Annotated in this window: 22 protein-coding genes and 1 tRNA gene; 11 read left to right on the top strand and 12 right to left on the bottom strand. The window is 73.2% G+C overall.

All coding sequences use genetic code 11. The features are described from left to right. Nucleotides 1–139: 139 nt before the first annotated feature. The gene (locus BIU95_RS18155; protein WP_139179664.1) at nucleotides 140–325 is read right to left on the bottom strand and encodes a hypothetical protein; all 186 of its coding nucleotides are present in this window, start codon (nucleotides 323–325) and stop codon (nucleotides 140–142) included. Nucleotides 326–421: 96 nt separating this feature from the next. Here BIU95_RS18155 and BIU95_RS05180 point away from each other — a divergent pair, with 96 nt between their 5' ends. Further along, nucleotides 422–1,804, top strand: a complete 1,383-nt coding sequence (locus tag BIU95_RS05180) for a hypothetical protein (RefSeq protein WP_071250767.1) — start codon at nucleotides 422–424, stop codon at nucleotides 1,802–1,804. 20 nt (nucleotides 1,805–1,824) lie between these two features. Here BIU95_RS05180 and BIU95_RS05175 read toward each other — a convergent pair whose 3' ends face one another. Continuing rightward, on the bottom strand, nucleotides 1,825–2,031 hold the full coding sequence (locus tag BIU95_RS05175; protein WP_017887403.1) for a hypothetical protein: 207 nt from the start codon (nucleotides 2,029–2,031) through the stop codon (nucleotides 1,825–1,827). Between the two features lie 132 nt (nucleotides 2,032–2,163). Between BIU95_RS05175 and BIU95_RS05170 the strand changes: the two genes are divergently transcribed. Further along, a tRNA-Gly gene (locus BIU95_RS05170) sits at nucleotides 2,164–2,235 on the top strand. A 284-nt stretch (nucleotides 2,236–2,519) separates the two neighbouring features. On the opposite strand, the gene BIU95_RS05165 is transcribed toward BIU95_RS05170, so the two are convergent. The 3 genes from BIU95_RS05165 to BIU95_RS05155 are packed head-to-tail and all read right to left on the bottom strand — an operon-like array spanning nucleotide 2,520 to nucleotide 4,170. Next, a complete protein-coding gene (locus tag BIU95_RS05165; protein WP_071250765.1) occupies nucleotides 2,520–2,789 on the bottom strand; it encodes a DUF6510 family protein in 270 nt (89 codons plus the stop codon). Further along, a complete protein-coding gene (locus BIU95_RS05160; protein WP_083389249.1) occupies nucleotides 2,789–3,580 on the bottom strand; it encodes a ferredoxin reductase in 792 nt (263 codons plus the stop codon). Before BIU95_RS05160 ends, BIU95_RS05165 begins: the two co-directional genes overlap by 1 nt. Continuing rightward, on the bottom strand, nucleotides 3,577–4,170 hold the full coding sequence (locus BIU95_RS05155) for a molybdopterin-dependent oxidoreductase (protein ID WP_042537144.1): 594 nt from the start codon (nucleotides 4,168–4,170) through the stop codon (nucleotides 3,577–3,579). The genes BIU95_RS05160 and BIU95_RS05155 overlap by 4 nt, the downstream gene beginning before the upstream one ends. A gap of 235 nt (nucleotides 4,171–4,405) precedes the next feature. On the opposite strand from BIU95_RS05155, the gene BIU95_RS05150 reads away from it, so the two are divergent. The 8 genes from BIU95_RS05150 to BIU95_RS05115 are packed head-to-tail and all read left to right on the top strand — an operon-like array spanning nucleotide 4,406 to nucleotide 13,463. Further along, complete coding sequence (locus BIU95_RS05150) at nucleotides 4,406–6,007, top strand: ABC transporter substrate-binding protein (RefSeq protein WP_071250763.1); 1,602 nt, start codon at nucleotides 4,406–4,408, stop codon at nucleotides 6,005–6,007. Further along, nucleotides 6,004–7,032 (top strand): ABC transporter permease, encoded by a 1,029-nt coding sequence (locus BIU95_RS05145; RefSeq protein WP_017887398.1) that lies wholly within the window; start codon nucleotides 6,004–6,006, stop codon nucleotides 7,030–7,032. The genes BIU95_RS05150 and BIU95_RS05145 overlap by 4 nt, the downstream gene beginning before the upstream one ends. Continuing rightward, nucleotides 7,029–7,916 carry an ABC transporter permease gene (locus BIU95_RS05140; protein WP_017887397.1) on the top strand — a complete coding sequence of 296 codons (888 nt, stop codon included), beginning with the start codon at nucleotides 7,029–7,031 and terminating at the stop codon, nucleotides 7,914–7,916. Before BIU95_RS05145 ends, BIU95_RS05140 begins: the two co-directional genes overlap by 4 nt. Continuing rightward, complete coding sequence (locus tag BIU95_RS05135) at nucleotides 7,913–9,700, top strand: ABC transporter ATP-binding protein (protein WP_071250761.1); 1,788 nt, start codon at nucleotides 7,913–7,915, stop codon at nucleotides 9,698–9,700. The genes BIU95_RS05140 and BIU95_RS05135 overlap by 4 nt, the downstream gene beginning before the upstream one ends. Continuing rightward, nucleotides 9,697–11,787, top strand: a complete 2,091-nt coding sequence (locus tag BIU95_RS05130; RefSeq protein WP_071250760.1) for a CocE/NonD family hydrolase — start codon at nucleotides 9,697–9,699, stop codon at nucleotides 11,785–11,787. Before BIU95_RS05135 ends, BIU95_RS05130 begins: the two co-directional genes overlap by 4 nt. Then, complete coding sequence (locus BIU95_RS05125; RefSeq protein ID WP_071250759.1) at nucleotides 11,784–12,458, top strand: TetR/AcrR family transcriptional regulator; 675 nt, start codon at nucleotides 11,784–11,786, stop codon at nucleotides 12,456–12,458. The genes BIU95_RS05130 and BIU95_RS05125 overlap by 4 nt, the downstream gene beginning before the upstream one ends. Nucleotides 12,459–12,487: 29 nt before the next feature. After that, entirely contained in the window at nucleotides 12,488–12,910 is a 423-nt protein-coding gene (locus BIU95_RS05120; RefSeq protein ID WP_071250757.1) for an SIP domain-containing protein, read from the top strand. 52 nt (nucleotides 12,911–12,962) lie between these two features. Further along, nucleotides 12,963–13,463, top strand: coding sequence for a Dps family protein (locus tag BIU95_RS05115; RefSeq protein ID WP_056068605.1), 501 nt, complete (start codon nucleotides 12,963–12,965; stop codon nucleotides 13,461–13,463). 86 nt (nucleotides 13,464–13,549) lie between these two features. Here BIU95_RS05115 and BIU95_RS05110 read toward each other — a convergent pair whose 3' ends face one another. The 6 genes from BIU95_RS05110 to BIU95_RS05085 all read right to left on the bottom strand — a co-directional run bounded on the left by BIU95_RS05110 (nucleotide 13,550) and on the right by BIU95_RS05085 (nucleotide 20,259). Further along, nucleotides 13,550–14,212 carry a response regulator transcription factor gene (locus BIU95_RS05110; RefSeq protein ID WP_071250755.1) on the bottom strand — a complete coding sequence of 221 codons (663 nt, stop codon included), beginning with the start codon at nucleotides 14,210–14,212 and terminating at the stop codon, nucleotides 13,550–13,552. After that, the gene (locus BIU95_RS05105; protein WP_071250754.1) at nucleotides 14,209–15,480 is read right to left on the bottom strand and encodes a sensor histidine kinase; all 1,272 of its coding nucleotides are present in this window, start codon (nucleotides 15,478–15,480) and stop codon (nucleotides 14,209–14,211) included. The genes BIU95_RS05110 and BIU95_RS05105 overlap by 4 nt, the downstream gene beginning before the upstream one ends. Beyond that, complete coding sequence (locus tag BIU95_RS05100) at nucleotides 15,477–16,238, bottom strand: DedA family protein (RefSeq protein ID WP_071250753.1); 762 nt, start codon at nucleotides 16,236–16,238, stop codon at nucleotides 15,477–15,479. The genes BIU95_RS05105 and BIU95_RS05100 overlap by 4 nt, the downstream gene beginning before the upstream one ends. 93 nt (nucleotides 16,239–16,331) lie before the next feature. Then, nucleotides 16,332–17,216, bottom strand: a complete 885-nt coding sequence (locus BIU95_RS05095; RefSeq protein WP_071250751.1) for a glycosyltransferase family 2 protein — start codon at nucleotides 17,214–17,216, stop codon at nucleotides 16,332–16,334. Then, the gene (gene rfaE2, locus BIU95_RS05090; RefSeq protein WP_017887387.1) at nucleotides 17,213–18,706 is read right to left on the bottom strand and encodes a D-glycero-beta-D-manno-heptose 1-phosphate adenylyltransferase; all 1,494 of its coding nucleotides are present in this window, start codon (nucleotides 18,704–18,706) and stop codon (nucleotides 17,213–17,215) included. The genes BIU95_RS05095 and rfaE2 overlap by 4 nt, the downstream gene beginning before the upstream one ends. After that, complete coding sequence (locus BIU95_RS05085; RefSeq protein ID WP_071250749.1) at nucleotides 18,703–20,259, bottom strand: aldehyde dehydrogenase; 1,557 nt, start codon at nucleotides 20,257–20,259, stop codon at nucleotides 18,703–18,705. Before BIU95_RS05085 ends, rfaE2 begins: the two co-directional genes overlap by 4 nt. Before the next feature lie 133 nt (nucleotides 20,260–20,392). Between BIU95_RS05085 and BIU95_RS05080 the strand changes: the two genes are divergently transcribed. After that, nucleotides 20,393–21,487 carry a glycosyltransferase family 9 protein gene (locus BIU95_RS05080; protein ID WP_071250747.1) on the top strand — a complete coding sequence of 365 codons (1,095 nt, stop codon included), beginning with the start codon at nucleotides 20,393–20,395 and terminating at the stop codon, nucleotides 21,485–21,487. Nucleotides 21,488–22,026: 539 nt separating this feature from the next. Here BIU95_RS05080 and BIU95_RS05075 read toward each other — a convergent pair. Continuing rightward, nucleotides 22,027–22,731, bottom strand: coding sequence for an SDR family oxidoreductase (locus BIU95_RS05075; protein WP_071250743.1), 705 nt, complete (start codon nucleotides 22,729–22,731; stop codon nucleotides 22,027–22,029). Nucleotides 22,732–22,782: the final 51 nt, after the last annotated feature.

Raw genomic sequence — 22,782 nt, 5'->3', positions numbered from 1 at the left:
TTCCAGCCGGCACCGGGCCTCCCGTCCGTCCCGGGGTCGCGTCGCAGAGCCGCACCGTCAGTGCCCGACGCTGCCCGCGCTCGCTCAGGGTCCTCGGACGCTTCAGTCGTGCCGGTACTCGTACGTCGGGTCGGGGCGTTCACGATCCCCGACCCGGAAGCCGAGGCTCCTGCCGCCGCAGGACGATGGTGCTGCCCCCGTCCGGCGTCAGGGTCCAGGTCCCGACCGGGTCGGCCATCGGCTCGAAGAACGACGAAGAACAGCCCGTCGCCGTGAGCAGCGTCGCCGCAGCGAGCACTGCGGCCGTCGGCAACGTGGTGCGCATCGCCCCCCTCGCCAGCCCCCGACGGCGAGGCTGCGGGTCGATGCCGCTGGTCGCCGTCCGCGTGGCGCTGCCGATCGCACCGGTACCGTTGCATCCGTGAACGACGACCCCGATGCCGCCATTGCCCAGCACGTCCACGACGCCTGGGACGGTTCCCTGCGCGTGGTGCACATCACGATCTCGGACGAGGACGGTGACGCCTACCCCGGGCAGGACGTCGACCGGTGGGTGATCGACGTCCGCGTCCCGATCACCGACGACGACGAGACCGAGGCGGTCTCCGTCGCCGAGGTCACCGCGTTCACGAGCCGGGCGCCGGAGTCGCTCGAGGCGCTGGTGCTCGGCTACCAGGTCTCCGACGTCGCCGGGGCGTTCGCCTCTGCCGTCGCTGCGCAGGACGCGACGGGGGAGACGTTCTTCTCGCTGCAGACCCACGCAGCCGAGATGCTCGGCAAGCCCGACCTGCTCGCCGTCGACCGGCTCACGGTCCGCCCGGCGTACCGGCAGCTGCCCGGACTGGTGCCGGCGATCGTCGACGCCGTCCGCCACGGACCGGCCGGCCGCACCGCATCGTGGGTGCTCGCCGACCCGACGGCGTGGGACGTGCCGTTCGGCGAGGACGACCGGTCGGCCGGTGCGTTCGTCCAGTGGGCGGACACCGTGGTGTTCACGTCGATGAACGCGGCGACGGACGACCTGGAACGCCTGTCGCTGGTGCCACCGACCGGGGGCATCGTGATGGGTGCACGGTCGGACGAGGTGCACCTCGGCGACGCCATCGACCACGCGATGACGCAGCCGGCGATCGCGGTGCCCTTCGACCTGCCACCGAAGCTCCCCGCCAGCATCTGGGCCGCCGCGCCCGAGGACGTCCACGGCGTGCACCCCGACGAGACCACGGGGTCGATCACGGTCGAGACCCACGACGAACAGCTCGAGGTCGTCGGTTCGCCGGGCACCGCACCGCAGCTCGTGGGGATCTCGGCATCGGCCGACCCCGCGACCCAGGAGTGGCTCCGCACCGTGCACCAGCGCTGGTGGCAGTACGAGCCGGACCTGCACGCCCGCATCCACGACGTCGTCGACGAGTACCTGTCCACCGGGCACATCGAGTCGGCGTCGGACGAGCTCGCCGGGCACCTGCACGCCCCCGACCTGCCGCCGTACCGGACGGAGTGGCCGGGCACCGGCACCGTCCTGCTCGAGGAACTCGGCGAGGACACCGAACCCATCGTCTTCGACGCCGTGCTCGAGGACGGCACCCGGCACGAGCACATCGGCGTGGTCGTCGTGCACGAGTCCGGACACGTCCGCGCGTTCCTGCACGACGAGTGGGAGCCCGGGTTCCCCGCGGCGGAGGCCGCGGTCGCGCACCTCATCAGCCTGGGTGCCGGCGAGTTCTTCGCGGACGCCCTGCACGACGAGCTGTCAGCGGGTGTCGAGCACGCGATCCTGACGGGCGACGTCCGCGGTCACTGACCGGGCCGCCCTGGGTCGGTTCAGACCGGCCGGTAGATCGCGATCGGCGGGGTGTCGTCGGTGCCGGCGTCGTGGGCGTCACCCGTGGCGAGCCAGGTGCGGCCCTCGTGCTCGATCGTGGTCGGCAGGTCGCCGTGCACCAGGATCCGGATGGCGGGGGCGTCGCCGTCGACCAGGTCGACGCCGTGGGCCTCGGTCCCGCCCGGGTTGTCGTGCACGTAGCTCATGGTCTGATCGAACTCCGTCGACCTGACGGACCGCCCGCGCCGCGCCGGACACGCCGGGAACCAGGGTGGAACCGGTGATGCCGCCCGTCATCGGGTAGAGTCATCTCCGCACGGCCAGCACGGCGTGTGAATGCGGATGTGGCGCAGTGGTAGCGCATCACCTTGCCAAGGTGAGGGTCGCGAGTTCGAATCTCGTCATCCGCTCAGAACAGGAAGACCGGAACCCCCGTCGCTCGGAAGAGCGGCGGGGGTTCCGTCGTTGCGGGGCGTCGCAGTGCCGAAGGCGTGGGGGCCCAGTGGGCGCAGGCTTCGGGTACCCGCGCCCACCGGGCGCGGAGGCGACCCTGCCCCCACCGGCACGCACCGGGTGAGTGGCCCGGCGCAGTTCCGAGGATGTATCCGGAGCCGACCCCCGTTCGGGTGGGGACCGGATCCAGGGTTGCGGGAACCCGCAAGAACCCCGCACGACCCGCCGCGCGAGCCTTGTGCTACTCGATGCCGTCCGGTAGCGACGCCGACATCGTGCGAGCACCGGGCAACCCCACCCACCGCCGGGCACCGGACTCGACGACCGTGACGAGCACCGTGTCACACCCGCGGCAGCGCGCCACCGCCCCCATCGCGGTGCGGTGGACGGTGGTCTGCCCGAGCACCCCGAGCGAGCCACACCCGGAGCAGCACAGGGAGACGCCGGTCGGCTCCGGACCGAGGCTGTCGGCCAGCGTCCCCGCGAGAGCGTTGCCGTCCACGACGACCATCAGGTGCCCCCGAACCGTTCGGCGCGGACGTCACTGGTGTCGTGCCCGAGCTCGGTGAGCCAGCGCAGCACCTGCTCGACGAACGGCGTCGACCCGCACACGTAGACCAGGGCACCCGCGTCCGGCGGGAACACCGCCGCAGCGAGCGCGTCCCGCGTCAGCCGTCCGGCCGGCACGGTCGAGCCTGGAGGCGCGGTGCGGCTGTACACCTGGGTCACCTCGAGCGGTGCCCGGCTCGTGAGCGCCTGGTCGAGTTCCGCGCGGAAGAACATGTCGTCCGGCGTGCGGACGGCCGCGAGGAGCCGGAAGGGCGCCGGGTCGTCCGCCTCGGCGTGGGCGGTCACCATCGCGACGAGCGGCACGATGCCGGAGCCGCCGGCGATGAGCTGCACGGGCCTGGTGGACTCGCCCGGCCGCCAGACGAACCAGCCGCCCAGGGGTCCGTGGACATCGAGCGCGTCGCCGACCTCGACGGCGTCGACGAGGAACGGGGAGACCTCGCCGCCGTCCACGCGGTCGACCGCGAGCACGATGTGGGTCGTGGGGCCGGCCGACGCGATGGAGTACGAGCGCTGGGCCTGGTAGCCGTCCTCGGCGGTCAGCCGCAGGTCCAGGTGCTGCCCGGGGTCGTTGCCCGGCCAGGTGGGGACGTCGAGGACGATCCGGCGCGCGTTCGTCGTCTCGCGGACGACGGACGCGACGGTGGCGGCGTGCCAGGCCGGCCGCCTGCGTGCGGCGGGTCGCATGGCGGGGGTGATCCGTGCCTCCAGGCCGGTGTCGGGAAGCGTCACCAGTACCGCTCTTCCTTCCACGGGTCGCCGTGCAGGTTGTAGCCCGCGTTCTCCCAGAAGCCGGGCTCGTCGTCGGACTGCATGACGATGCCGCGCACCCACTTGGCGCTCTTCCAGAAGTACAGGTGGGGGACCAGCAGGCGGGCCGGCCCGCCGTGCTCGGGCGTCAGGGGCGCACCGTCGGCCTCGAACGCGATCCAGGACTTGCCGTCGAGCAGCTCGTCGAGCGGCACGTTGGTCGTGTAGCCGCCGTGGCTGTGCACCATGCAGTAGTCGAGTTCGGTCTCGACGTCCTCGAACAGGCGGTCGAGCGGGACGCCCCGCCACGGCATGTCGAGCTTGGTCCAGTGCGTGACGCAGTGGATGTCGACGGTGACGTCCTCGACGCCGAGCGCGTGCACCTCGTCCCAGGTCCACTGGTGCAGGCCGGACTCGGTGCGGATCGAGAAGGCCCAGTCGGTCGGCTCGATGTCGGGCGTCGCGCCGGCGGACAGGACGGGCCAGTCACGGACCAGGGTCTGCCCGGGCGGGATGCGGGTGTCGTCGCGGTCGGCACGGCGACCGCCGAACCCGCGGGTGAACGTGGCCATGGTCCTCCTCGGGAACGTCGGTGCGTTCCCGATCATGCCGCGTGCCGGAGCGCGCCGTGTAACGGGTTGGTAAACGTTCCACCCGTGCACGGAACGGTCGTCCTCGGGGGCGGATCCGCACCGGTCCGCCGTTCCCGGCGCCCCTGGTCCCGCGTCGGCCGCCGGGAGCGGGCTTGGGGGATCGGCCGGGGACCTCTATCGTTCACCGGAACGATTACAGGAGGGGTCACCCCGAATGCAGCCCATCGTCCCCGAACCCCGAGGCGCCCACGGTCCGAGCCGTCGGGCGCTCATCGCCGGCGCCGCCGGTCTGGCCGGCCTCGGCCTGCTCACGCTCGCCGGGTGCAGCTCCGGCGCGTCCGCCGGCACCCCCACGATCCCCGAGACCGCAGCCACCGGTGTCGCACGCCGCGGCGGGCGCCTGCGCATCGCCCGGCCGGCGGCCTCGGCCGCCGAGACCCTCGACTCCGCCAGCTCGCTGTCGGCCTACGAGTACCTCGGTGCGCTGTACAACCGGCTCGTCAAGCTCGACCAGCAGGGCACACCGGTGCCGGACCTGGCCGAGGAGTGGTCCGCGAACGCCGACGGCACCGAGTGGACCTTCGCGCTCCGCCGTGGCGTGACCTTCCACGACGGCTCCCGCTTCACCGCCGACGACGCCATCGCGAGCATCCGGCACATCCTCGACGAGAAGACCGGCAGCCCGCAGGCCGGCGTGCTCGGCGAGGTCATGGACGCCGACTCGATGCGCGCCGTCGACCCGTACACGCTCCGCTTCTCGCTGACGAAGCCGAACGCCGAGTTCCCCTCGCTGCTCACCGCGTACCAGTGCTACATCGTGCCGGCAGACGCCGTCGCCGACATCGGTCGCACCGGGATCGGGACGGGGCCGTTCCGGCTGTCGTCCTTCACCCCGGCCGGCGCGGGCAGCGTCGAGGCGTTCCCGGACCACTTCGCCGGCCGCCCGGCACTCGACGGCATCGACTTCTACTCGATCCAGGACACCACGGCGCGGGTGAACGCCCTGCTCGCCGGGCAGATCGACCTCATCTCGCAGACGAACCTGGACTTCGCGACCGCCCGGGTGGTGTCGGCGTCCGGCCGGGCCACCGTCGCCCGGTCGAAGAACGCCCAGTGGTACACGATCCCGATGCTCGCCACGAGCGACGAGTTCAGCGACCCACGGGTGCGCCAGGCGATGAAGCTCGCCTACGACCCCCGGAAGATCGTCGACACGGCGCTGCAGGGGACCGGTTCGGCGGGCTGGGACAACCCCGTGCCGCCGCAGCTCGCCGCGTTCGTCGACGACCACCGCGAGTACGACCCGGACAAGGCCCGGGCGTTGCTCAAGCAGGCCGGGCGTGCGGACTTCCGCGCCGAGATCTACACGTCGAGCTACGAGTCGGTGTTCACCCCGATGGCCGTGGCCTACCGGGACGCCGTCGCCGACGCGGGCATCCGCCTGACCGTCCGCAACGCGAGCTCCGACTCGTACTACACGCAGATCTGGATGCAGAAGCCGCTCATGGTGAGCTACTGGTTCACGGGGCGGCCGATCGACCAGCTGCTCAACCAGATCTTCCGCTCGGGCTCGTCGTACAACGAGAGCGCGTGGTCGAACGAGACCTTCGACGGGCTGCTCGACGACGCCCGAGCCGAGATGGACGACGCCAAGCGGCTCACCCTGTACCAGGACGCCCAGCGGCTCGTCGTCGAGCAGGGAGCGGACATGACGCCGATGTTCGGCGACCGGCTCGTGGGGTTGTCCCGCGACGTCGTGAACTACTCGGAGTACGGCTTCGAGTTCGACTACCTGCGGATCGGACTGCGCCGATGACGACCACGAACACACCGTCGGACGTCCTCGTCCCCGTCCTCCGCCGCGTCGGGATCGCCCTGCTGACCGTGGTGCTCGCCTCGCTCTTCGTGTTCCTGGCGGTGCAGGCGCTCCCCGGTGACGTCGCCCAGCAGCTGCTCGGGCAGAACGCCACCCCCGACGCCGTCAAGCAACTCCGCGAGACGCTCGGCCTCGACCAGAACGTCTGGCTCCGCTACCTGCAGTGGCTCGGCGGCGCCGTGCACGGCGACTTCGGCACCTCGCTCGTCAGCGGCGAACCGGTCGCCCCGACCCTGTTCACGGCGTTCCGGAACAGCATGCTCATCGCCGTGCCCGCGATGCTCGTCGGCGTCACGGTGTCCCTGACGCTCGGTGTCGTCGCCGGTGTCCGCCGCGGCCGTCCGAGCGACAAGGTCATCTCGATCGTCAGCCTGGTCGTGATGAGCGTGCCGGAGTTCATGGTCGCCACCGTCCTGGTGCTGCTGTTCGCGATCGGCCTGCCGGTCTTCCCCGCCGTCGTGCTGCGGGGGAGCGACGCCACCGTCGCCGAGCTGCTGCCCACGATCTGGCTGCCGATCATCGTGCTGACCCTCGCGATGGCCGCCTACATCGTGCGGACGGCCCGCTCGTCGACCATCGACGTGATGGCGTCGGAGTTCGTCACGACGGCCGAGCTCAAGGGCCTGACCATGCGCCGAGTGGTCTGGAAGCACGCGGTGCCGAGCGCCCTGCTGCCGACGCTCAACGTCGTCGCGCTCAACGTCGCGTGGCTGCTCGGCGGTGTCGTGGTGGTCGAGAACGTCTTCAACTACCCGGGCATGGGCAAGCTCATGCTCGAGTCGGTGTTCAACCGCGACCTGCCCACGATCGAGGCGATCGCCCTGCTGAGCGCCCTGATCTACGTCGTGTGCAACCTGGCCGCCGACCTCGTCGCGCTCGCACTCGACCCGAAGCTGCGGACCCGCCAGCGGCGCCCGCGCACGCGCACCCGCAGCGCCCGCAGCACCAGGAAGGCCGCCGCATGACCGCCACCGCACCCCGCCGCCGCACCGGACGCGACGTCCTCGCCGGCGCGCTCGCACCCCTGCGCGGGTCGACGGCGCTGAGCATCGGGCTCGGCCTCATCGCCCTGCACGTCGTCCTCGCCCTGCTCGCACCGGTCATCGCCGGACACGACCCGGTCGCCACGAACGCCGGCGACGTGCTCGCCGGTCCGACGTGGACGCACTGGCTCGGCACCGACCAGTACGGGCGCGACGTGCTCTCCCGCACCCTGAACGGCGGCCGGTACGCGCTGTCGGTGACGTTCCTCGCCACCACGATCGCCGTCGCGGTCGGCACCGTGCTCGGCTGCGTCACGGCGTACGCCGACAACTGGTTCGACGAGGTCGTCATGCGCGTCGTCGACGCCCTGCTCAGCGTGCCGTCGATCCTGGCGCTCCTGGTCGTCGTCACGGTGTTCGACGCCGGTCTGTGGGTCATCGTCCTCGCCGTCACCGTCGTCTACGCCCCCGCGGTGACCCGGGTCGTCCGCGGCGCCGCCCGCACCGTGATCACCCAGGACTACGTCACCGCGGCCCGTGCCCGGGGCGAGCGATCGCTGTCGATCGTGTTCCGCGAGATCCTGCCGAACGTGCTCGACGTCGTGCTCGTCGAGTACGCGATGCGGGCCTCGTGGATCGTGCTGCTCGTCGCGTCGCTGTCCTTCCTGGGCTTCGGCGCGAACCCCCCGACCCCGGACTGGGGCCTGATGGTGCAGGAGAACCGCACCGCGCTCACCGTGGTGCCGCTCGGCACCCTCGCCCCGATCGTGGCACTCGCCACGCTGGTGATCGGACTGAACCTCGCGGCCGACGGCCTGAGCAAGTCGCTCGGTGTCGACCGCGCCAAGCAGGGAGTCAGCGCATGACCCGCACCGACACCGGTTCGACGTCCGCAGCGACAGCGACCGTGCCCGACGCGATCGTCCGCGTGGACGACCTGTCCATCTCGTACGCCGCCGGCAAGCGACGCGTCCCCGTCGTCCGGGGTGTCTCGTTCGCGATCGAGGCCGGTCGCACCCTGGGCCTGGTCGGCGAGTCCGGCAGCGGCAAGTCCACCGTCGCGCGGACGCTGCTCGCGCACCTGCGGGCCGGGTCGGCGATCGACGGCGGGACGGTCCGGGTCGACGGCGCCGACGTCTTCGCCATGTCGCCGTCCGGTCGCCGGGAACTCCGCGGCGGCACCGCCTCGGTCGTCGCCCAGAACGCCGGCCAGGCGCTCACCCCGTCGATGCGCGTCGGGGAGCAGATCCGCGAGGCCCTCCGCGCGCACGGCGAGCCCGACGGCCCGGAGCGCGTCGCCGAGCTGGTCCGGCTGGTCCGGCTGCCGGACCCCGACGCGATCGTCCGCCGGTACCCGCACCAGCTGTCCGGTGGACAGCAGCAGCGCATCGCCATCGCGATGGCCGTCGCCGCCCGGCCGCGCGTGCTCGTCCTCGACGAACCGACCACCGCCCTCGACGTCGTCACGCAGGCTGCGGTCCTCGACCTGGTCGCCGACCTCGGCGAGCAGCTCGGCATGGCCGTCCTGCTCGTCAGCCACGACCTCGGGGTCGTGTCCGCCATGGCGGACGAGATCGCCGTGATGCGCGACGGCGAGGTCGTCGAGCTCGCCGCCACGGCGGCGCTCTTCGCCGCGCCGCAGCACGAGTACACGCGCGCCCTGCTGGCCGCGGTGCCGGACGGGCGACGGCCGGGAGGGACGGGCCACGTGCCCGACGACGCGACCGTCCCCGGGACGGTCGGCTCCACGGCGACCCGCACCGCGCCTCCCGAGCGTGCAGCCCGCCCCGTGGTGACCGCGGACGACCTGGTGATCCGCTACGGCCGCGGCCTGCCGGCCGCCGTCGACGGCGTCTCGTTCACGATCGCCGCGCACGAGACGCTCGCCGTCGTCGGCGAGTCCGGCAGCGGCAAGTCGACGCTGGCGACGGCGCTGGCCGGCCTGGTGCCGGCCGAGTCGGGGACGTTCACGTACGACGACGGCACGACGAGCGGCGACCTGCGCGAGCCGATCGCCGGTCGTGCGGCCGACCTGCGGCGCGCGGTGCAGCTCGTGTTCCAGAACGCGGACACGTCGCTCAACCCGCGGCGCACCGTGGGCGCCGCGATCGCACGGCCACTCCGGTTGTTCAGCGGCTCGTCCTCTCGAGAGCGGGTCGGGACGCTCCTGACGCAGGTCGGGCTCGGACCGGAGTTCGCCGACCGACTGCCCGCGCAGCTGTCCGGCGGGCAGCGGCAGCGCGTCGGGATCGCGCGCGCACTGGCAGCGGAGCCGTCGCTCGTGATCGCCGACGAGATCACCACAGCGCTCGACGTGCAGGTGCAGGCGGGGATCCTCGCGCTGCTGGCCGACCTGCAGCGCGAGCGGGGCCTCGCCTGCCTGTTCATCAGCCACGACCTCGCCGTGGTGCGGGGCGTGGCCGACCGGGTCGCGGTGATGACCGGCGGGCGGATCGTCGAGATCGGACCGACCGAACGCGTGTTCACCGGCCCGAACCACCCGTACACGTCGACGCTGCTCGCGGCGACGCTCGAACCCGGCAGCACGACCCTGCCCGACGTCGGTGACGGGGTACCGCGCTGGCGGCACGCCGACGGCTGGACCGACCACGGCGACGGACACCGCACCCGCAACTGGGAGGACGCATGACCACCGACGACGGCACCCACAACGGCACCGCCGCCGCCACCTTCACCGCGATCGGCGACCCCGGCTCGCTGCCCGCGGGCGTGACGGTCCGCGACGAGTGGATCCCGATGCCCGACGGCGTGCGGCTGCACGCTCGGATCTGGGCCCCGGCGCAGTCGCAGCCCGGGGCGCCGAGCGACCCGACCCCGGTGCTGCTCGAGTACCTGCCGTACCGGCTCGACGACTGGACCGCGCCGCGCGACTCGGAGCGGCACCCCTGGTACGCCCAGCACGGGTACGCCTCGGTCCGCGTGGACATCCGCGGGACCGGCTCGTCCGACGGGTTCTTCGACGACGAGTACAGCGAGCAGGAGCTGCTCGACGGCGAGTCCGTGATCGCGTGGCTCGCCGAGCAACCGTGGTCGACCGGTGCGGTCGGCATGTTCGGCATCTCGTGGGGCGGCTTCAACGCGCTGCAGCTCGCGGCTCGGGCACCCGCCGCGCTCAAGGCCATCGTGACCGTCTGCTCGACCGACGACCGGTACGACAACGACGTGCACTACGTCGGCGGCGCCGTGCTCGGCATCGACATGGCGGCCTGGGGTGCGACGATGTTCGCCTTCAACTCCCGGCCGCCCCGCCCCGAGGTCGTCGGCTCCGGCTGGGTCGACCGCTGGCGGGAACGGCTCGAGGCGAACCGACCGATGACGCCGGTGTGGCTCGCGCACCAGGAGCGCGACGACTACTGGCGGCACGGCAGCGCCGCCGAGGACTACGACGGCATCCGCGCCGCGGTGCTCGCCGTCGGTGGCTGGGCGGACCCCTACCGGGACGCCGTGCTCCGGCTCGTCGACCACGTCAGCGCCCCCGTGAAGGGCATCGTCGGCCCGTGGTCGCACCAGTACCCGGACCGTGGGCTGGCGCCCGGTCCGTCGATCGGGTTCCTGCAGGAGACCCTGCGCTGGTGGGACCGCTGGCTGCTCGGGGTGGACACCGGTGTCGAGGACGACCCCGCGCTGCGGGCCTGGATCAACGAGGGCGAGGCCCCCGCGCCGTACTACGCCGGTCGCCGCGGTCGCTGGATCGGTGCCGAGGCATGGCCCTCCGCCGCGACCCACGAACGTGTCCTGCCCCTCGCCGCACTCCGGGGCGGAGACCTCGGGCCCGTCGTCGTGCGGTCCCCGCAGCACACCGGGATGGACGCAGGCCGGTTCTTCCCGTTCGGCAACGCGACCGACCTGCCGCCGGACCAGCGCGCCGAGGACGGCCGGTCGGTCACGTTCGACCTGCCCGTCGGCAAGGCGTTCGACCTGCTCGGCAACGTGCTCGTGCGGTTGTCGGTCACGAGCGACCAGCCCCGGGCCACCCTGACCGTCCGGCTCTGCGACGTCGCCCCGGACGGCTCGTCGACGCTCGTCACCCGCGGGGTGCTGAACGCCGCGAAACGCGACGGCATGGACCGCGACGACGTGCTCGTGCCCGGGACGCCGGCCGAGCTGCCCGTGCGCCTGGTCTCGACCGGCCACCGGTTCGCCGCCGGACACCGGCTGCGCATCGCCGTCTCGTCGTCCTACTGGCCGTGGGTGTGGCCGCACGGCGTCGAGGCCACGGTGACGATCGACCCGGCCGCCTCGAGCGTCACCCTGCCCACCTGGACCCGGACGACCGACGACGGCGTGGCCTTCGCCGAGCCCGAACGGTCCGAGCCCCTGGTGATCGAGCGCGTCGCCCCCGCCGATCCGCTGCCGCAGCGCACGGTGACGCACGACGTGGAGACGGGGGAGTGGACGCTCGACGTCGACCCCGGGTACGGCGGCGGGCGGGTCTACCCGGACGGCCTGGTGTTCACCGAGGACGCCCGTGAGACCTACCGGATCCGCTCCGACGACCCGACCAGCGCACGGGCGAGTTCCCGCTGGGCGATCGGGCTGACGAAGCCCGCGTGGGCCGCGCGCCTCGAGACCACGTCCGAGGTCACCGCCGACGCCGACGCCTTCCACGTCGTCAACACCGTGCGCGCCTGGGCCCGCGACGGCGGACCCGACGAACCCGAGGTGCTCGTCACCGAGCGCACCTTCGTCGACGACGTGCCGAGGACCTCGGCGTGACCGCGGCAGCACGGGTCCGGCAGCGGCCAGAGGTCCGACGCGCGATGATCGTCGAGGCCGCCCGCGCGGTGATCGTCCGGAACGGCGTCGGTGCCACGGGACTCCGGGACATCGCGGCCGAGGCAGGGGTCTCGGTCGGCACCGTGACGTACCACTTCGGCAGTGTGGCGGAGATCCTCAACGAGGTCGTGGTGCTCGAGACGGAGCGCTTCTACGGCGCGATCGTCACGGCCGTCGACGCCGAACCCGACGTGCTGGTGGGACTCCGGATGCTCGTGGCGCCGCTGTTCGGCGACACCGAGCAGGTCCGGCAGCACTGGCGGATCTGGTCCGACTACTGGACCGCGGTGGTGCGTCGGCCCGAGGTCGCCGCCGAGTACGCCGAACGGATCCGCGTCTGGGAGGCCTGCCTGGTGCGGGTCATCCGGCGCGGGGTGGACGCCGGCGTGTTCGGGGGCGCGCGCGACAGCACGGGCAGCGCCGACCCGGTCGACGCCGACACCGTCGCGCTGCAGCTCGCCGCGTACAGCGACGGCGTCGCGACGCAGATCGCCCAGGGTGTGCCTGGCCTCACCAACACGGTCGCCCTGTCGTGGATGTGGCGGTTCCTGTCCCACGAACTCGGTGTGCCCGCTGTGGACATCGCCGGAACCGGCCGTTCCCCCTTGTGATGAGGTAAGGCTTCCCTTACCGTGGGCACATGGCACGGACCCGGCGACAGCCCAGCGAACGCATCCTCATCGCGGGCGGTGCCGAAGACCTGGTCGAGATCCACCGCCAGCTCGCGGAACTCCCCGAGAACGCGTACGGACAGGTCTTCGTCGAGGTCGCCCTCGCCGAGCAGATCCGCGTGCTGCAGGCCCCGCCGCGCGTCACCGTGACGTGGCTGGTCCGGAGCGCCCGCAGCTCGGCCGTCGCCCCGCTGGTCTTCGCCGACCACGGTGAAGCGCTGGCACACGCCCTGACCGGGTGGGCCGCCGAGTGGTGCGTGACGGACTGCGAGCCCCGCACCTCGGTCTGGATCGGGTGCGCCGACAGCCCGTGGATCGAGCGCGCACGGTCCATGGTGCAGCTCGAACTCACCGACGCCGGCCAGCAGGTCCAGGTCGAGTACGGCGGGTAAGGGCAGCCTGCTCTTCCTTGCGGTGTGCAAAAGACGGGGGCATGGTTGTCCCATGACCACGCAGAGCACGACCACCACGAGCACCACGTCCCCGTTCTCGACCACGCCGGAGCTCGCTGCCGGGGTCGCCCAGTTCCTCGCCCCCGTCGTCATCGACCTCGAGGCACTCGTCGTCAACGGCAAGCAGGCGCACTGGCACGTCCGTGGCCGCAACTTCGTCGGCGTGCACGAGCTCCTCGACGAGATCGTCGAGCACGCGCAGGACTACGCGGACAAGGCTGCGGAGCGCATCGTCGCCCTCGGCCTGCCGGTCGACTCGCGCATCGCGACCGTCGCAGCGAACACCACCCTGCCGCCGCTGTCGCAGGGCTTCCAGAACTCCGACGTCACCGTCACCGAGGTGATCGCCCAGATCGACGCAGCGCTGCTGCAGGTCCGCCGTGCCGTCGACGGCCTCGACGAGGTCGACCTCAACAGCCAGGACGTCGCGATCGAGATCGAGCGCGCACTGACCAAGGACCGCTGGTTCCTGCAGGCGCACCTCGCCGCCTGAGTCGCGACCACAGCGCTGACGGGAGGCCCGGTGCCAGCTGGCACCGGGCCTCCCGTCCGTCTGCGGTCGCGTCCCGCGCCCGCACATCACGCCGACGGCGTGACCAACCCGCTCTCGTAGGCCAGCACGACGGCGTGCACCCGGTCCCGCAGCTGCAGCTTCGCCAGGACCCGACCGACGTGGGTCTTCACGGTCTGCTCGGCGATGAACAGCTCCGCCGCGATCTCGCCGTTCGACCGCCCCCGCGCCATCAGCAGGAACACGTCCCGCTCACGGTCGGTCAGCACGTCGAGCACCTCGGTCCGGGGTGCCGCCGGCTGCGGACCGGCGACGAACGCCTCCACCAGGTGCCGGGTCACCCGCGGAGCGAGCAGGGAGTCGCCGGCCGCCACGGTCCGGACGGCCTGCACGAGCTCCTCGGCGCTGGCGTCCTTGAGCAGGAACCCGCTCGCCCCGGCACGGAGCGCGTCGAACACGTAGTCGTCGATGTCGAACGTCGTGAGCATCACCACGCGGACCGGCGACTCCGTGGGCACCGCCGTGATCCGGCGGGTCGCCTCGATCCCGTCGAGTTCCGGCATCCGCACGTCCATCAGGATCACGTCGGGCCGCAGCACGGTCACCATCGCGACCGCTTCGGCGCCGTTCGCGGCCTCGCCGACGACGTCGACGTCGTCCTGGGCCTGGAGGATCGCCCGCAGTCCGACACGGAACATCTGCTGGTCGTCCACCACCATCACCCGCGTCATCGCGATCCTCCTTCGGCCGTCGGCTGCGACGTGGTCGCGGTGGGCTGGGTGGGCAGGCTGACCGCGACACGGAAGCCGCCGTCCGGGTCCGGTCCGTGGTCGATGGTGCCGCCCAGCGCGGCGACCCGCTCACGCATGCCCGCCAGACCGAAGCCGCCGTCGTCCGGCGGCGCACCGGCCACGCTGCCGGCCGGGGGTGCGGTGTTGGCGACCTCGACCGTGAGGGCCGACCCGTGCCTGTCGACCGTCACGACGGTGGTCGCACCGGGCGCGTGGCGGGCCACGTTGCCGAGCGCCTCCTGCACGACCCGGTACACGGTGAGCTGCGCGAGCCGCCCGACGTGGTCGATGTCGTCGTCGTCGGCGAGGCTGAGGTCGTCGCCGAGCAGGAGCTCGACGGGGATGCCGGCCGCGCGGGTGGCCTGCACCAGTGCCGGCAGGTCGGCGAGCCGCGGCTGCGGCGCACGCTCGGCGTCCGCGTCGCCGCGCAGGGTGCCGAGCAGCTGCCGCATCTCCCGCAGGGCCGTGCGCGACGTCTCGGCGATCGCCGCGAACTCCGCTCGGGCCGCGGGCGGCAGGTCGGCCACGCGGTACGGGGCGGACTCGGCCTGCATGTGCACGACGGACATGCTGTGTGCGACGACGTCGTGCAGTTCACGGGCGATCCGGGAGCGCTCCTCGACCGTCCGGCGTCGCGCCTGCTCGAGCTCGGTGTCACGGCGGGCCGCTGCGAGTTCCTCGCGCACGGACCGGCGCTGTCCGATGACGACCGCCGCGGCGGCCAGGACGAGGGTGTCGCCGGCGCTCACCACGAAGCTCGTCGCCCAGACGTCGACCTGACCCCACCGGCCGAGCGTCACACCGATGAGCACCAGGGGGAGCAGCGTCGCCGCGACCCAGACCACGGCGGTCAGCCGCCAGGTGGTGCGGACGCCCAGCACCACGAGCAACAGGCTGAGTCCGATGATGCTCGTCACCGAGATCGGCCAGGGTCCGACGGACCCGTCCGCCGTCAGGACCCCGAGGCCGGCGAGGGCGGCGAGGTGCACGACCGACGCGGTCCGGGGGAAGAGGGGCGCGAGGCCGATGCTCGCCGACAGCACGGCGGTGACGAGCAGGGCGAGCGGCACCGGGACGCCGTCGTGCACGGCGGTGACCGGGGCCGCGACGGCGAACAGGGAGACCGCGACGAGCACGAACCCGATCCGGAGCGCCAGGGTGCCCCGGGTCGGTCGGTCGGGCCGGGGTGGATCGGGGACGACGGTCACGGGCGGGCGATCTCTCCGGTTCGGGCGAGGCGAGGTGCGGGGGAGGGGGACGACGACTGCACGGCCTTCGTGACGGCCTTCGTCGAAGCCATCGTGGCAGGCTTCGTCGCCGTCGGGGTGCTCGGGGTGCTCGGGGCTGCTGCTCGGGCTGCGGCACGTGCGTCGCGCCTGCGGCTGATGCTCCCGAGCACCCGGTCGACGACGACCCCGAGCCCGGCGGCGACCACCATCGACACCAGGGCCGCGACGATGGGTTCGTGCAGCACGCTCGATGCGGCCAGCGCGATCCCGATCGACACCGCCGACCACGCGAGCCCCGCGATCGCGCTGATCGCGAGGAACCGGCGGTAGGGCAGGCCGGTGGCACCGGCCGTCATGTTGACCGCGACCCGGCCGACGGGGATGAAACGACCGGTCAGGATGAGGCTGGCGGACCGGCGCTGCATCTGCCGTTCCGCGAAGGCGAACGCCGCCGCGATCCGTGGTCGCTTCGACCGGGCCAACCGGGCGAACCCGATCCGGCGGCCGATCCAGTACGCGATCGAGTCCCCCGCGATCGCACCGAGGGCGGCGGCGACGAGCACCACCGCGAGCACGGGCTGCCCCGACGTCGCGGCGATCGCGGCGACCGCGACCAGGGCGGACTCGCTCGGCACCGGCGGGAAGAAGCCGTCGAGCAGGCACAGGGCGAACAGGATGACGTAGACGAGCGGACTCGCGGCCAACTCGACGACGAGCGGGGTGATCTGGTCGAACACGGGGTGTTCCCTCCCGCCGACGGCGTTCGTCGACGAGGACGACGCTACGGAGCCGCGGCGCCGCTGCCATCCCGCTGCGGTCTCGACCACCCCCTACCGCGGTATGACTCCACCGTGGTCGAACAGCACGTCGGGCGCGTCCACCCGACGGTCGACGACGGTGGTCGGTGCCTCCAGGTGCACCGCGCCGGAGGGCAGGATGCCGGCGCCGCCGAACCGCTCCATCACCCGCCACTGGGCGACGACGTCCTCGCCGGCGTGCTCGGGCGGCAGGGCGTCCCAGAACCGGAAGCCGCCGACCTCCGCGAGTGCACGGCGGTCGTACAGGGCGCACGCGCCGACCCAGGCGACCCGGTAGGGCACCCACTCGCCGGGGTGCAGGTCGAGGTCGGCGGCGACGTGCGTCGGGTTCGCGGCGTTGTGGAGCGACCACCGGTCGAACCCCGGGGTCCCTCGGCGCACCACCTCGGGCACCACGGGGCCGTCCCACCGCTCGAACACGGCGGTCTCGTGCGGGCGACGGTCCTGCAGGTACGACAGCCCCTGCACGGCGCTGCCGACGAACCCGCAACCCAGGGTCCGCAGCGCGTCGAGCATCCGCGCGACCGAGCCCGGTTCGAGCCAGACGTCGTCGTCGAGGAACAGCACCGCGGCTGCCTCGGCGTGGTCGAGCAGGAACTGCCGGTGCTCGGCCAGGCCACGCCGTTCCGGGTGGGTGAGGAGCGTGACGGGCCGGCCCTGGGCCTCCAGGACGCGGAGCATCGCGGCGACCGCCGGCGCGCTGGCGGCGTCCCCGTCCGCGGACTGGTCGCTCAGCACGACGCGCATGTCCACGTCGGTCTGGGCGGCGAGGCCGGCGAGCGTCGTGGCGAGCTCGGCCGGCCGGCCGACGGTCGGGATGAGCACGTCGACGTCGACCGTGCTCGTGTCCGCTGGATCGGGGGCCTTCGCCCAGGACCCGGACCAGCGGGCGGTCACGGTGCGGGGTCCGGTTCGGGCCGCGCGGCGGCTTCGCGGATCCGGCGCACCACGGCGCTGGTGGAGTGCTCGGGAACGTAGTCGACCATGACGACCTCGCCGCCGTAGCCGCGGACGACCTCGGTCTCGGACAGCATCTCGGGGGAGTAGTCGCCACCCTTGACGTAGACCTCGGGGCGCAGCCGTTCGATGAGCGGGATCGGGGTGTCCGTCGCGAACACCGTGACCAGGTCGACGCAGGCGAGTGCGGCGAGCACGCCGGCGCGGTCCTCGGCCGGGTTGATCGGCCGCTCCGGGCCCTTCAAGCGGCGCACCGAGTCGTCGTCGTTCAGCGCGACGACGAGCAGGTCGCCCAGATCCCGGGCCTGCCGCAGGTAGGTGGTGTGGCCGCGGTGCACGACGTCGAAGCAACCGTTCGTGAAGACCACCCGACGCCCGGCCTGCCGTGCAGCCTCGACCGCGGTGGCGAGTTCGTCGTGGTCCACCACGGTCGCCGCCGGTGCGGTCACCGAGTCCAGCAGGGCGGCGGCGGTGCAGACCGATGTGCCGGCCTCGCGGACGACGACGTCGGCGGCGGCCTGCGCGACCGCCACGGCGTCGCGCAGGGGCGCCTGCACGGCGAGGGCGACCGTCGCGGCGGCGCAGAAGGTGTCTCCGGCGCCGGAGGCCTGCTGCTCCGAGGCGGGCGTCGCACGCGTGCGGAAGCCCTGGTCGGAGCCGGGCTCGAGCAGCACGGTACCGTCACGGTCGAGCGTCACCACGGCGGCGCGCGCACCGCTGCGGGCGAGCACGTCGGCGCGCGCGGCGACGACGGTGCCGACCCGGTCGGCACCGGTGCCGAGGTCCGTGCCGAGCAGCGCGGCCGTCTCGCCGGCGTTCGGTGTGACGAGGTCCGGGTGCAGTGCGGCCCACCGTGTCAGGTCGTGCGCGTCCACCACGACGGCACCGGGGCGGTCGCGGTCGAGCATCGGCACGACGTCCTCGGCGCGGACGCCCAGACCGTAGTCGCAGACCACGGCGGCGTCGGCGCACCGGACGGCTCGGGCGACCGAGCGGGCGAGGCGTTCGCCGTGTTCGGCGGTCGGGGTCGCAGCCAGTTCGTCGACCCGGACCACGACGCGGTCACCGCCGACGACGCGCGACTTCGTCGTGGTGCGGGCGCCGGGGATCTCGACCAGGAACGACGTGTCGACGCCTGCTGCCTCGAGCCGCTGGCGCAGGACGTCGCCGGCCTCGTCGTCGCCGATGAGCCCGACCATGCGGACCCGGGCGCCGAGGGCGCGGGCGTTCACGGCGGTGTTCGCAGCACCACCGGGCACCGCGATGGTCTCGGTCACGCGGACGACGGGGGCCGGGGCCTCGCGCGAGACCCGCTCGGCCTCGCCGACGGTCCAGCGGTCCAGGATGCAGTCGCCGATGACGACGACCAGGGGTTCGCGGTCGTCGACGGTGGCGACGAGGTCGCGCACCAGGCGGACGTCGGCGGTCATCGGGTGCCTCCCACGGTGTCGGCGCTGCCGGCGGTGGCGCCGGCAGCGGCTGCGGGGCCGGTGGCACCTGCGGCGGCGCCGGTGTCGGCGGTGGTGCTGCTGGTGGCTGCGGTGCTGCCGGCTGCTGCGGTGCTGCCGGCTGCTGCGGTCGACGGCTCGACGGTGCGCCGCGGCGGGGCTGCCTCCAGGTGCACGACCGTCGTGGTCGTCATCTCGTCGAGCAGGTGCGGGCCGTAGCCGAACCCGGCACCCGAGGCACCGCGCGGCTGGGCGCTGCCGCCCGGAGCACCACCGAACACCGCGTTCACCTTGACGGTGCCGACGGGCAGCTCGGCCGCGGCACGGAGCGCGTGCGCGATGTCGTTCGTCAGGACGGTGGCGGCGAGCCCGTAGCGGTCGGTCGCGGCGAGCCGGAGCCCCTCCGCGAAGTCCGACACGACGCGCACCGGGGCGATCGGGCCGAAGGTCTCCTCGGTCAGCACGAGCATGTCGTCCGTGCAGCCGGTCAGGACGGTCGCCGGGTAGAACGAGCCGAGCCCGCCGGGCGTGACACCGCCCGTTCGTGCGGAGGCACCGCGGGCGATCGCGTCGTCCACGTGGGTCTGGACGAGCTCGCGCAGCCGGTCGTCCACGAGTGGCCCGAACTCGGCGGCGGGTGCTGCGGTGCGGCGCTCCGCCTCGGCGACGAGCGCTGCGACGAAGGGCTCGGCGACGTCCTGGTGCACGTACACCCGCTCGACGCTGGTGCAGATCTGGCCGGTGTTCGCGAAGGCGCCGAGGGCCACCTGTGCGGCGGCCCACTCCGGGTCGACGTCGGCGTCGACGATCACCGGGTCGTTGCCGCCGTTCTCGCGGATGACGTGGGCTCGGGTGCTCGCAGCGACCTCGCTCAGGCGGTCACCGGTCGCGGTCGAGCCGACGTGCGCGTAGACGTCGATGCCCTCCTGCGCCAGGAGCAGCTCGCCGGTGGTCGCGTCGCCGTCGACACCGATGAGCACGCCGTCCGGCAGGACCTCGGTGAACAGGGCGTTCAGGCGGGCGAAGGTCGCCGGGCACCGCTCGCTGCCCTTGTGCACGACGGTGTTGCCGGTCACGATCGCCGCACCGAGCATCCCGCACGCCACGGCGACCGGGTCGTTCCACGGCGTCAGCGCGAGCACCACGCCGCGCGGGTGCGGCACCGACCAGTCGGCAGCACCGAACTGCCCGCGCAGCGCTTCGCCGCGGTGCACCGGCCCGAGCTCGGCGTACTGCACGAGCGTCCCGATGCCGGCCTCGACCCCGCCGATCGCGTCGCCGGGCACCTTGCCGGTCTCGCGGGTGTTCAGGTCCGCCAGCTCCTGCGCGTGGGCACGGAGGTGCTCGGCCGCAGCGTGCAGCAGGGCGCCACGCTCGGCCGGTGCCGTCCGGGCCCACGCGCCGGCAGCGGCTCGGGCGCGAGCGACGGCGTTGCGGACGTCGTCCTCGGTCGAGCGGCGCACGGTGGACGCGATCGACCCGTTGACGGGGTCGGTCACCACGAGGTCGTCGGCGGCGGGGGGTGCGATCGTCATGGGGTCCTTCCGGAGCGGGCGGGGCCTCACACGGTGCTCGGGCTCCGCTGTGTGCGGTCACGGCATCGCGCTTCTCGTCCATCCGGGGTCGCTGCTGGACGTCCGACCGGGTCCGACCGGTAGACGTGGAGCCGTGCAACAGATCGGTGTGGGCGGAGAACGGTTCGACGGTGTCGGCGAGATCGCGGTGCTCCGCGGCGGGGGACTGGGCGACCTGATGTTCGCCCTGCCGGCGGTCGAGGCCCTCGCCGCCGCCTACCCCGGGGCCCGGATCACGCTGCTCGGGGCACCGTCGGCGCGCCCGGTGCTCGAGGGACGCACCGACGCGGTCCACGCCTTCGAGGAGCTCCCCGTCGTGCCCGGTGTCCGGGACTCGGGCCGCGGAGCGCCGACCGAGCAGGACTTCTTCGACCGAATGCACGGGCGCTTCGACCTCGCGGTGCAGCTGCACGGCGGCGGTCGGAACTCGAACCCGTTCCTGCTCCGGCTCGGTGCCCGTCACACCGTGGGCACCGCCACCGAGGACGCACGGGTGCTGGAGCGCTGGGTCCGCTACGTGTACTACCAGCACGAGGTCGTCCGGGCGCTCGAGGTGGCCTCGCTCGCGGGCGCCGAGCCGGTCACCCTCGACCCGCGACTGCACGTTTCCGGAGCCGCACGGGCCGACGTTCGGCAGCGCCTCGGTGTCGGGAGCGGGGCACGACTCGTCGCGATCCACCCCGGCGCCACCGACCCGCGTCGCCGCTGGAGCCCCTCGCGGTTCGCCGAGGTCGCCCGTGCCCGGCTGTCGACCGGCGACCACGTCGTGCTCGTCGGTGACGAGACCGACGTCCCGGCGTCGTCCGCCATCGTCGCGTCGCTGCCGCCCGAGCTGCGGGAGCGTCTGCACGACCGCACCGGGTCACTGCCGCTGCGGGAACTCCCCGACGTCCTGGCCGCCGCCGACGTCATGGTCGGCGACGACTCCGGTCCGCGCCACCTCGCCGTGGCCGTCGGCACGCCGACCGTCGGGGTGTTCTGGTTCGGCAACGTCATCAACGCCGGACCCTTCGACCGCGGTCGGCACCGGGTGCACCTGTCCTTCGTGACGCGGTGCCCGGTGTGCGGCATCGACGTCACGCAGGTCGGCTGGACCGCCGAGCGCTGCGAGCACGACCCGTCCTACGTCGACCAGGTCGAGCCCGAGGCCGTCCTCGCCGACGTGGAGGACCTGCTCCGCACGACCTGACGAGCCTCGCACCGTGCGAGCTTCGGTCCCGTGCGCACGCCGTCGCCCCGTGCGCGGTTGCCCGCTGCGTGCGGCGCTGGAAGCGCGCACCCAGCCGTCAACGCTGCACCAGGCGACGCACCGCGCACCGTGCACCGTGCACCGTGCACGGAACGCGACCGGACGCCGGACGGGAGGCCCGCTGCCAGCCCGCAACGCGCCTCCCGGCCGCACCGTGCGCACGCCGTCGCCCCGTGCGCGGTTGCCCGCTGCGTGCGGCGCTGCAAGCGCGCACCCAGCCGTCAACGCTGCACCAGGCGACGCACCGCGCACCGTGCACGGAACGCGACCGGACGCCGGACGGGAGGCCCGCTGCCAGCCCGCAACGCGCCTCCCGGCCGCACCGTGCGCACGCCGTCACCCCGTGCGCAGTTCACCGCTGCGTGCGGCGCTGCAAGCGCGCACCCAGCCGTCAACGCTGCACCAGGCGACGCACCGCGCACCGTGCACGGCGCACGCGACCGCCGGCACCGCGCCTCCCGCCCGTCAGCGGCGAGCGGCTACGGCCAGCTCGGCTCCGTCGCCGGCATGATCGACAGCTCGCGGATCTCGCAGCCGGCCGGCTGCGACAGCGCGAAGACGATCGAGTTCGCGACGTACTCCGGCTCGATGAGCTGCGCGTCCGGCCCGGGCTTGTACTGCTCGGTGCGGTCGGCGAAGAAGTTCGTGCGCATCCCGGCGGGGATGATGTTGGTCACGCCGATGCGACCGGCGGTCTCGGCGGCCAGCGCCTGCGAGAACCCGCGGACGCCGAACTTCGACGCCGAGTACGCGGTGCCGTCGCCGACGCCGCGCAGGGCGAGCGATGAGGAGATGGTGACCACGCGGCCGTGCGTCGCCTCGAGCGCGGGCAGGGCGGCGCGAACGGTCGAGGCGGTGCCGATCAGGTTGACGCCGACGATCTGCTCCCACTTGCCGGACGAGATCGCGTCGATCGGGGCGGGGGTGTCGATGCCCGCGGCGGTGACGACGGCGTCGAGGCCACCGTGGCGCTCGGCGGCGTCACGGACCGCCTGCTCGACGGCGTCGGTGTCCGAGACGTCCACGGCGACGGCGTCGACGCCCTCGGGCACCGCGTCGATCCGCAGGTCGAGGACGATCGGGGTGCCGCCGGCCTCGGTGACGGCGGCCACGATGGCGGCGCCGAGTCCGGAGGCGCCGCCGGTGACGAGGACGCGGCCGATGGGGGTGGTGGGGACGGGCATGGATGTCCTTTGCGTAGTGGAGCGGGAAGTGGTCGAGCAGGTGCGGGACGG

Origin of the sequence: Curtobacterium sp. MCBA15_007, assembly GCF_001864905.1 — a bacterium.
Classification (GTDB): Bacteria; Actinomycetota; Actinomycetes; order Actinomycetales; family Microbacteriaceae; genus Curtobacterium; species Curtobacterium poinsettiae.
Note: the sequence above shows the minus strand (reverse complement) of the source record. Positions and strands in the feature narration are given on the sequence as shown.

Excerpts from the sequence above, each read along its gene's own strand:
- BIU95_RS18155 (WP_139179664.1), bottom strand. The coding sequence starts at position 325 with ATGCGCACCACGTTGCCGACGGCCGCAGTGCTCGCTGCGGCGACGCTG.
- BIU95_RS05175 (WP_017887403.1), bottom strand. The coding sequence starts at position 2,031 with ATGAGCTACGTGCACGACAACCCGGGCGGGACCGAGGCCCACGGCGTC.
- BIU95_RS05165 (WP_071250765.1), bottom strand. The coding sequence starts at position 2,789 with ATGGTCGTCGTGGACGGCAACGCTCTCGCGGGGACGCTGGCCGACAGC.
- BIU95_RS05155 (WP_042537144.1), bottom strand. The coding sequence starts at position 4,170 with ATGGCCACGTTCACCCGCGGGTTCGGCGGTCGCCGTGCCGACCGCGAC.
- BIU95_RS05150 (WP_071250763.1), top strand. The coding sequence starts at position 4,406 with ATGCAGCCCATCGTCCCCGAACCCCGAGGCGCCCACGGTCCGAGCCGT.
- BIU95_RS05145 (WP_017887398.1), top strand. The coding sequence starts at position 6,004 with ATGACGACCACGAACACACCGTCGGACGTCCTCGTCCCCGTCCTCCGC.
- BIU95_RS05140 (WP_017887397.1), top strand. The coding sequence starts at position 7,029 with ATGACCGCCACCGCACCCCGCCGCCGCACCGGACGCGACGTCCTCGCC.
- BIU95_RS05135 (WP_071250761.1), top strand. The coding sequence starts at position 7,913 with ATGACCCGCACCGACACCGGTTCGACGTCCGCAGCGACAGCGACCGTG.
- BIU95_RS05130 (WP_071250760.1), top strand. The coding sequence starts at position 9,697 with ATGACCACCGACGACGGCACCCACAACGGCACCGCCGCCGCCACCTTC.
- BIU95_RS05120 (WP_071250757.1), top strand. The coding sequence starts at position 12,488 with ATGGCACGGACCCGGCGACAGCCCAGCGAACGCATCCTCATCGCGGGC.
- BIU95_RS05115 (WP_056068605.1), top strand. The coding sequence starts at position 12,963 with ATGACCACGCAGAGCACGACCACCACGAGCACCACGTCCCCGTTCTCG.
- BIU95_RS05110 (WP_071250755.1), bottom strand. The coding sequence starts at position 14,212 with ATGACGCGGGTGATGGTGGTGGACGACCAGCAGATGTTCCGTGTCGGA.
- rfaE2 (WP_017887387.1), bottom strand. The coding sequence starts at position 18,706 with ATGACCGCCGACGTCCGCCTGGTGCGCGACCTCGTCGCCACCGTCGAC.
- BIU95_RS05085 (WP_071250749.1), bottom strand. The coding sequence starts at position 20,259 with ATGACGATCGCACCCCCCGCCGCCGACGACCTCGTGGTGACCGACCCC.
- BIU95_RS05075 (WP_071250743.1), bottom strand. The coding sequence starts at position 22,731 with ATGCCCGTCCCCACCACCCCCATCGGCCGCGTCCTCGTCACCGGCGGC.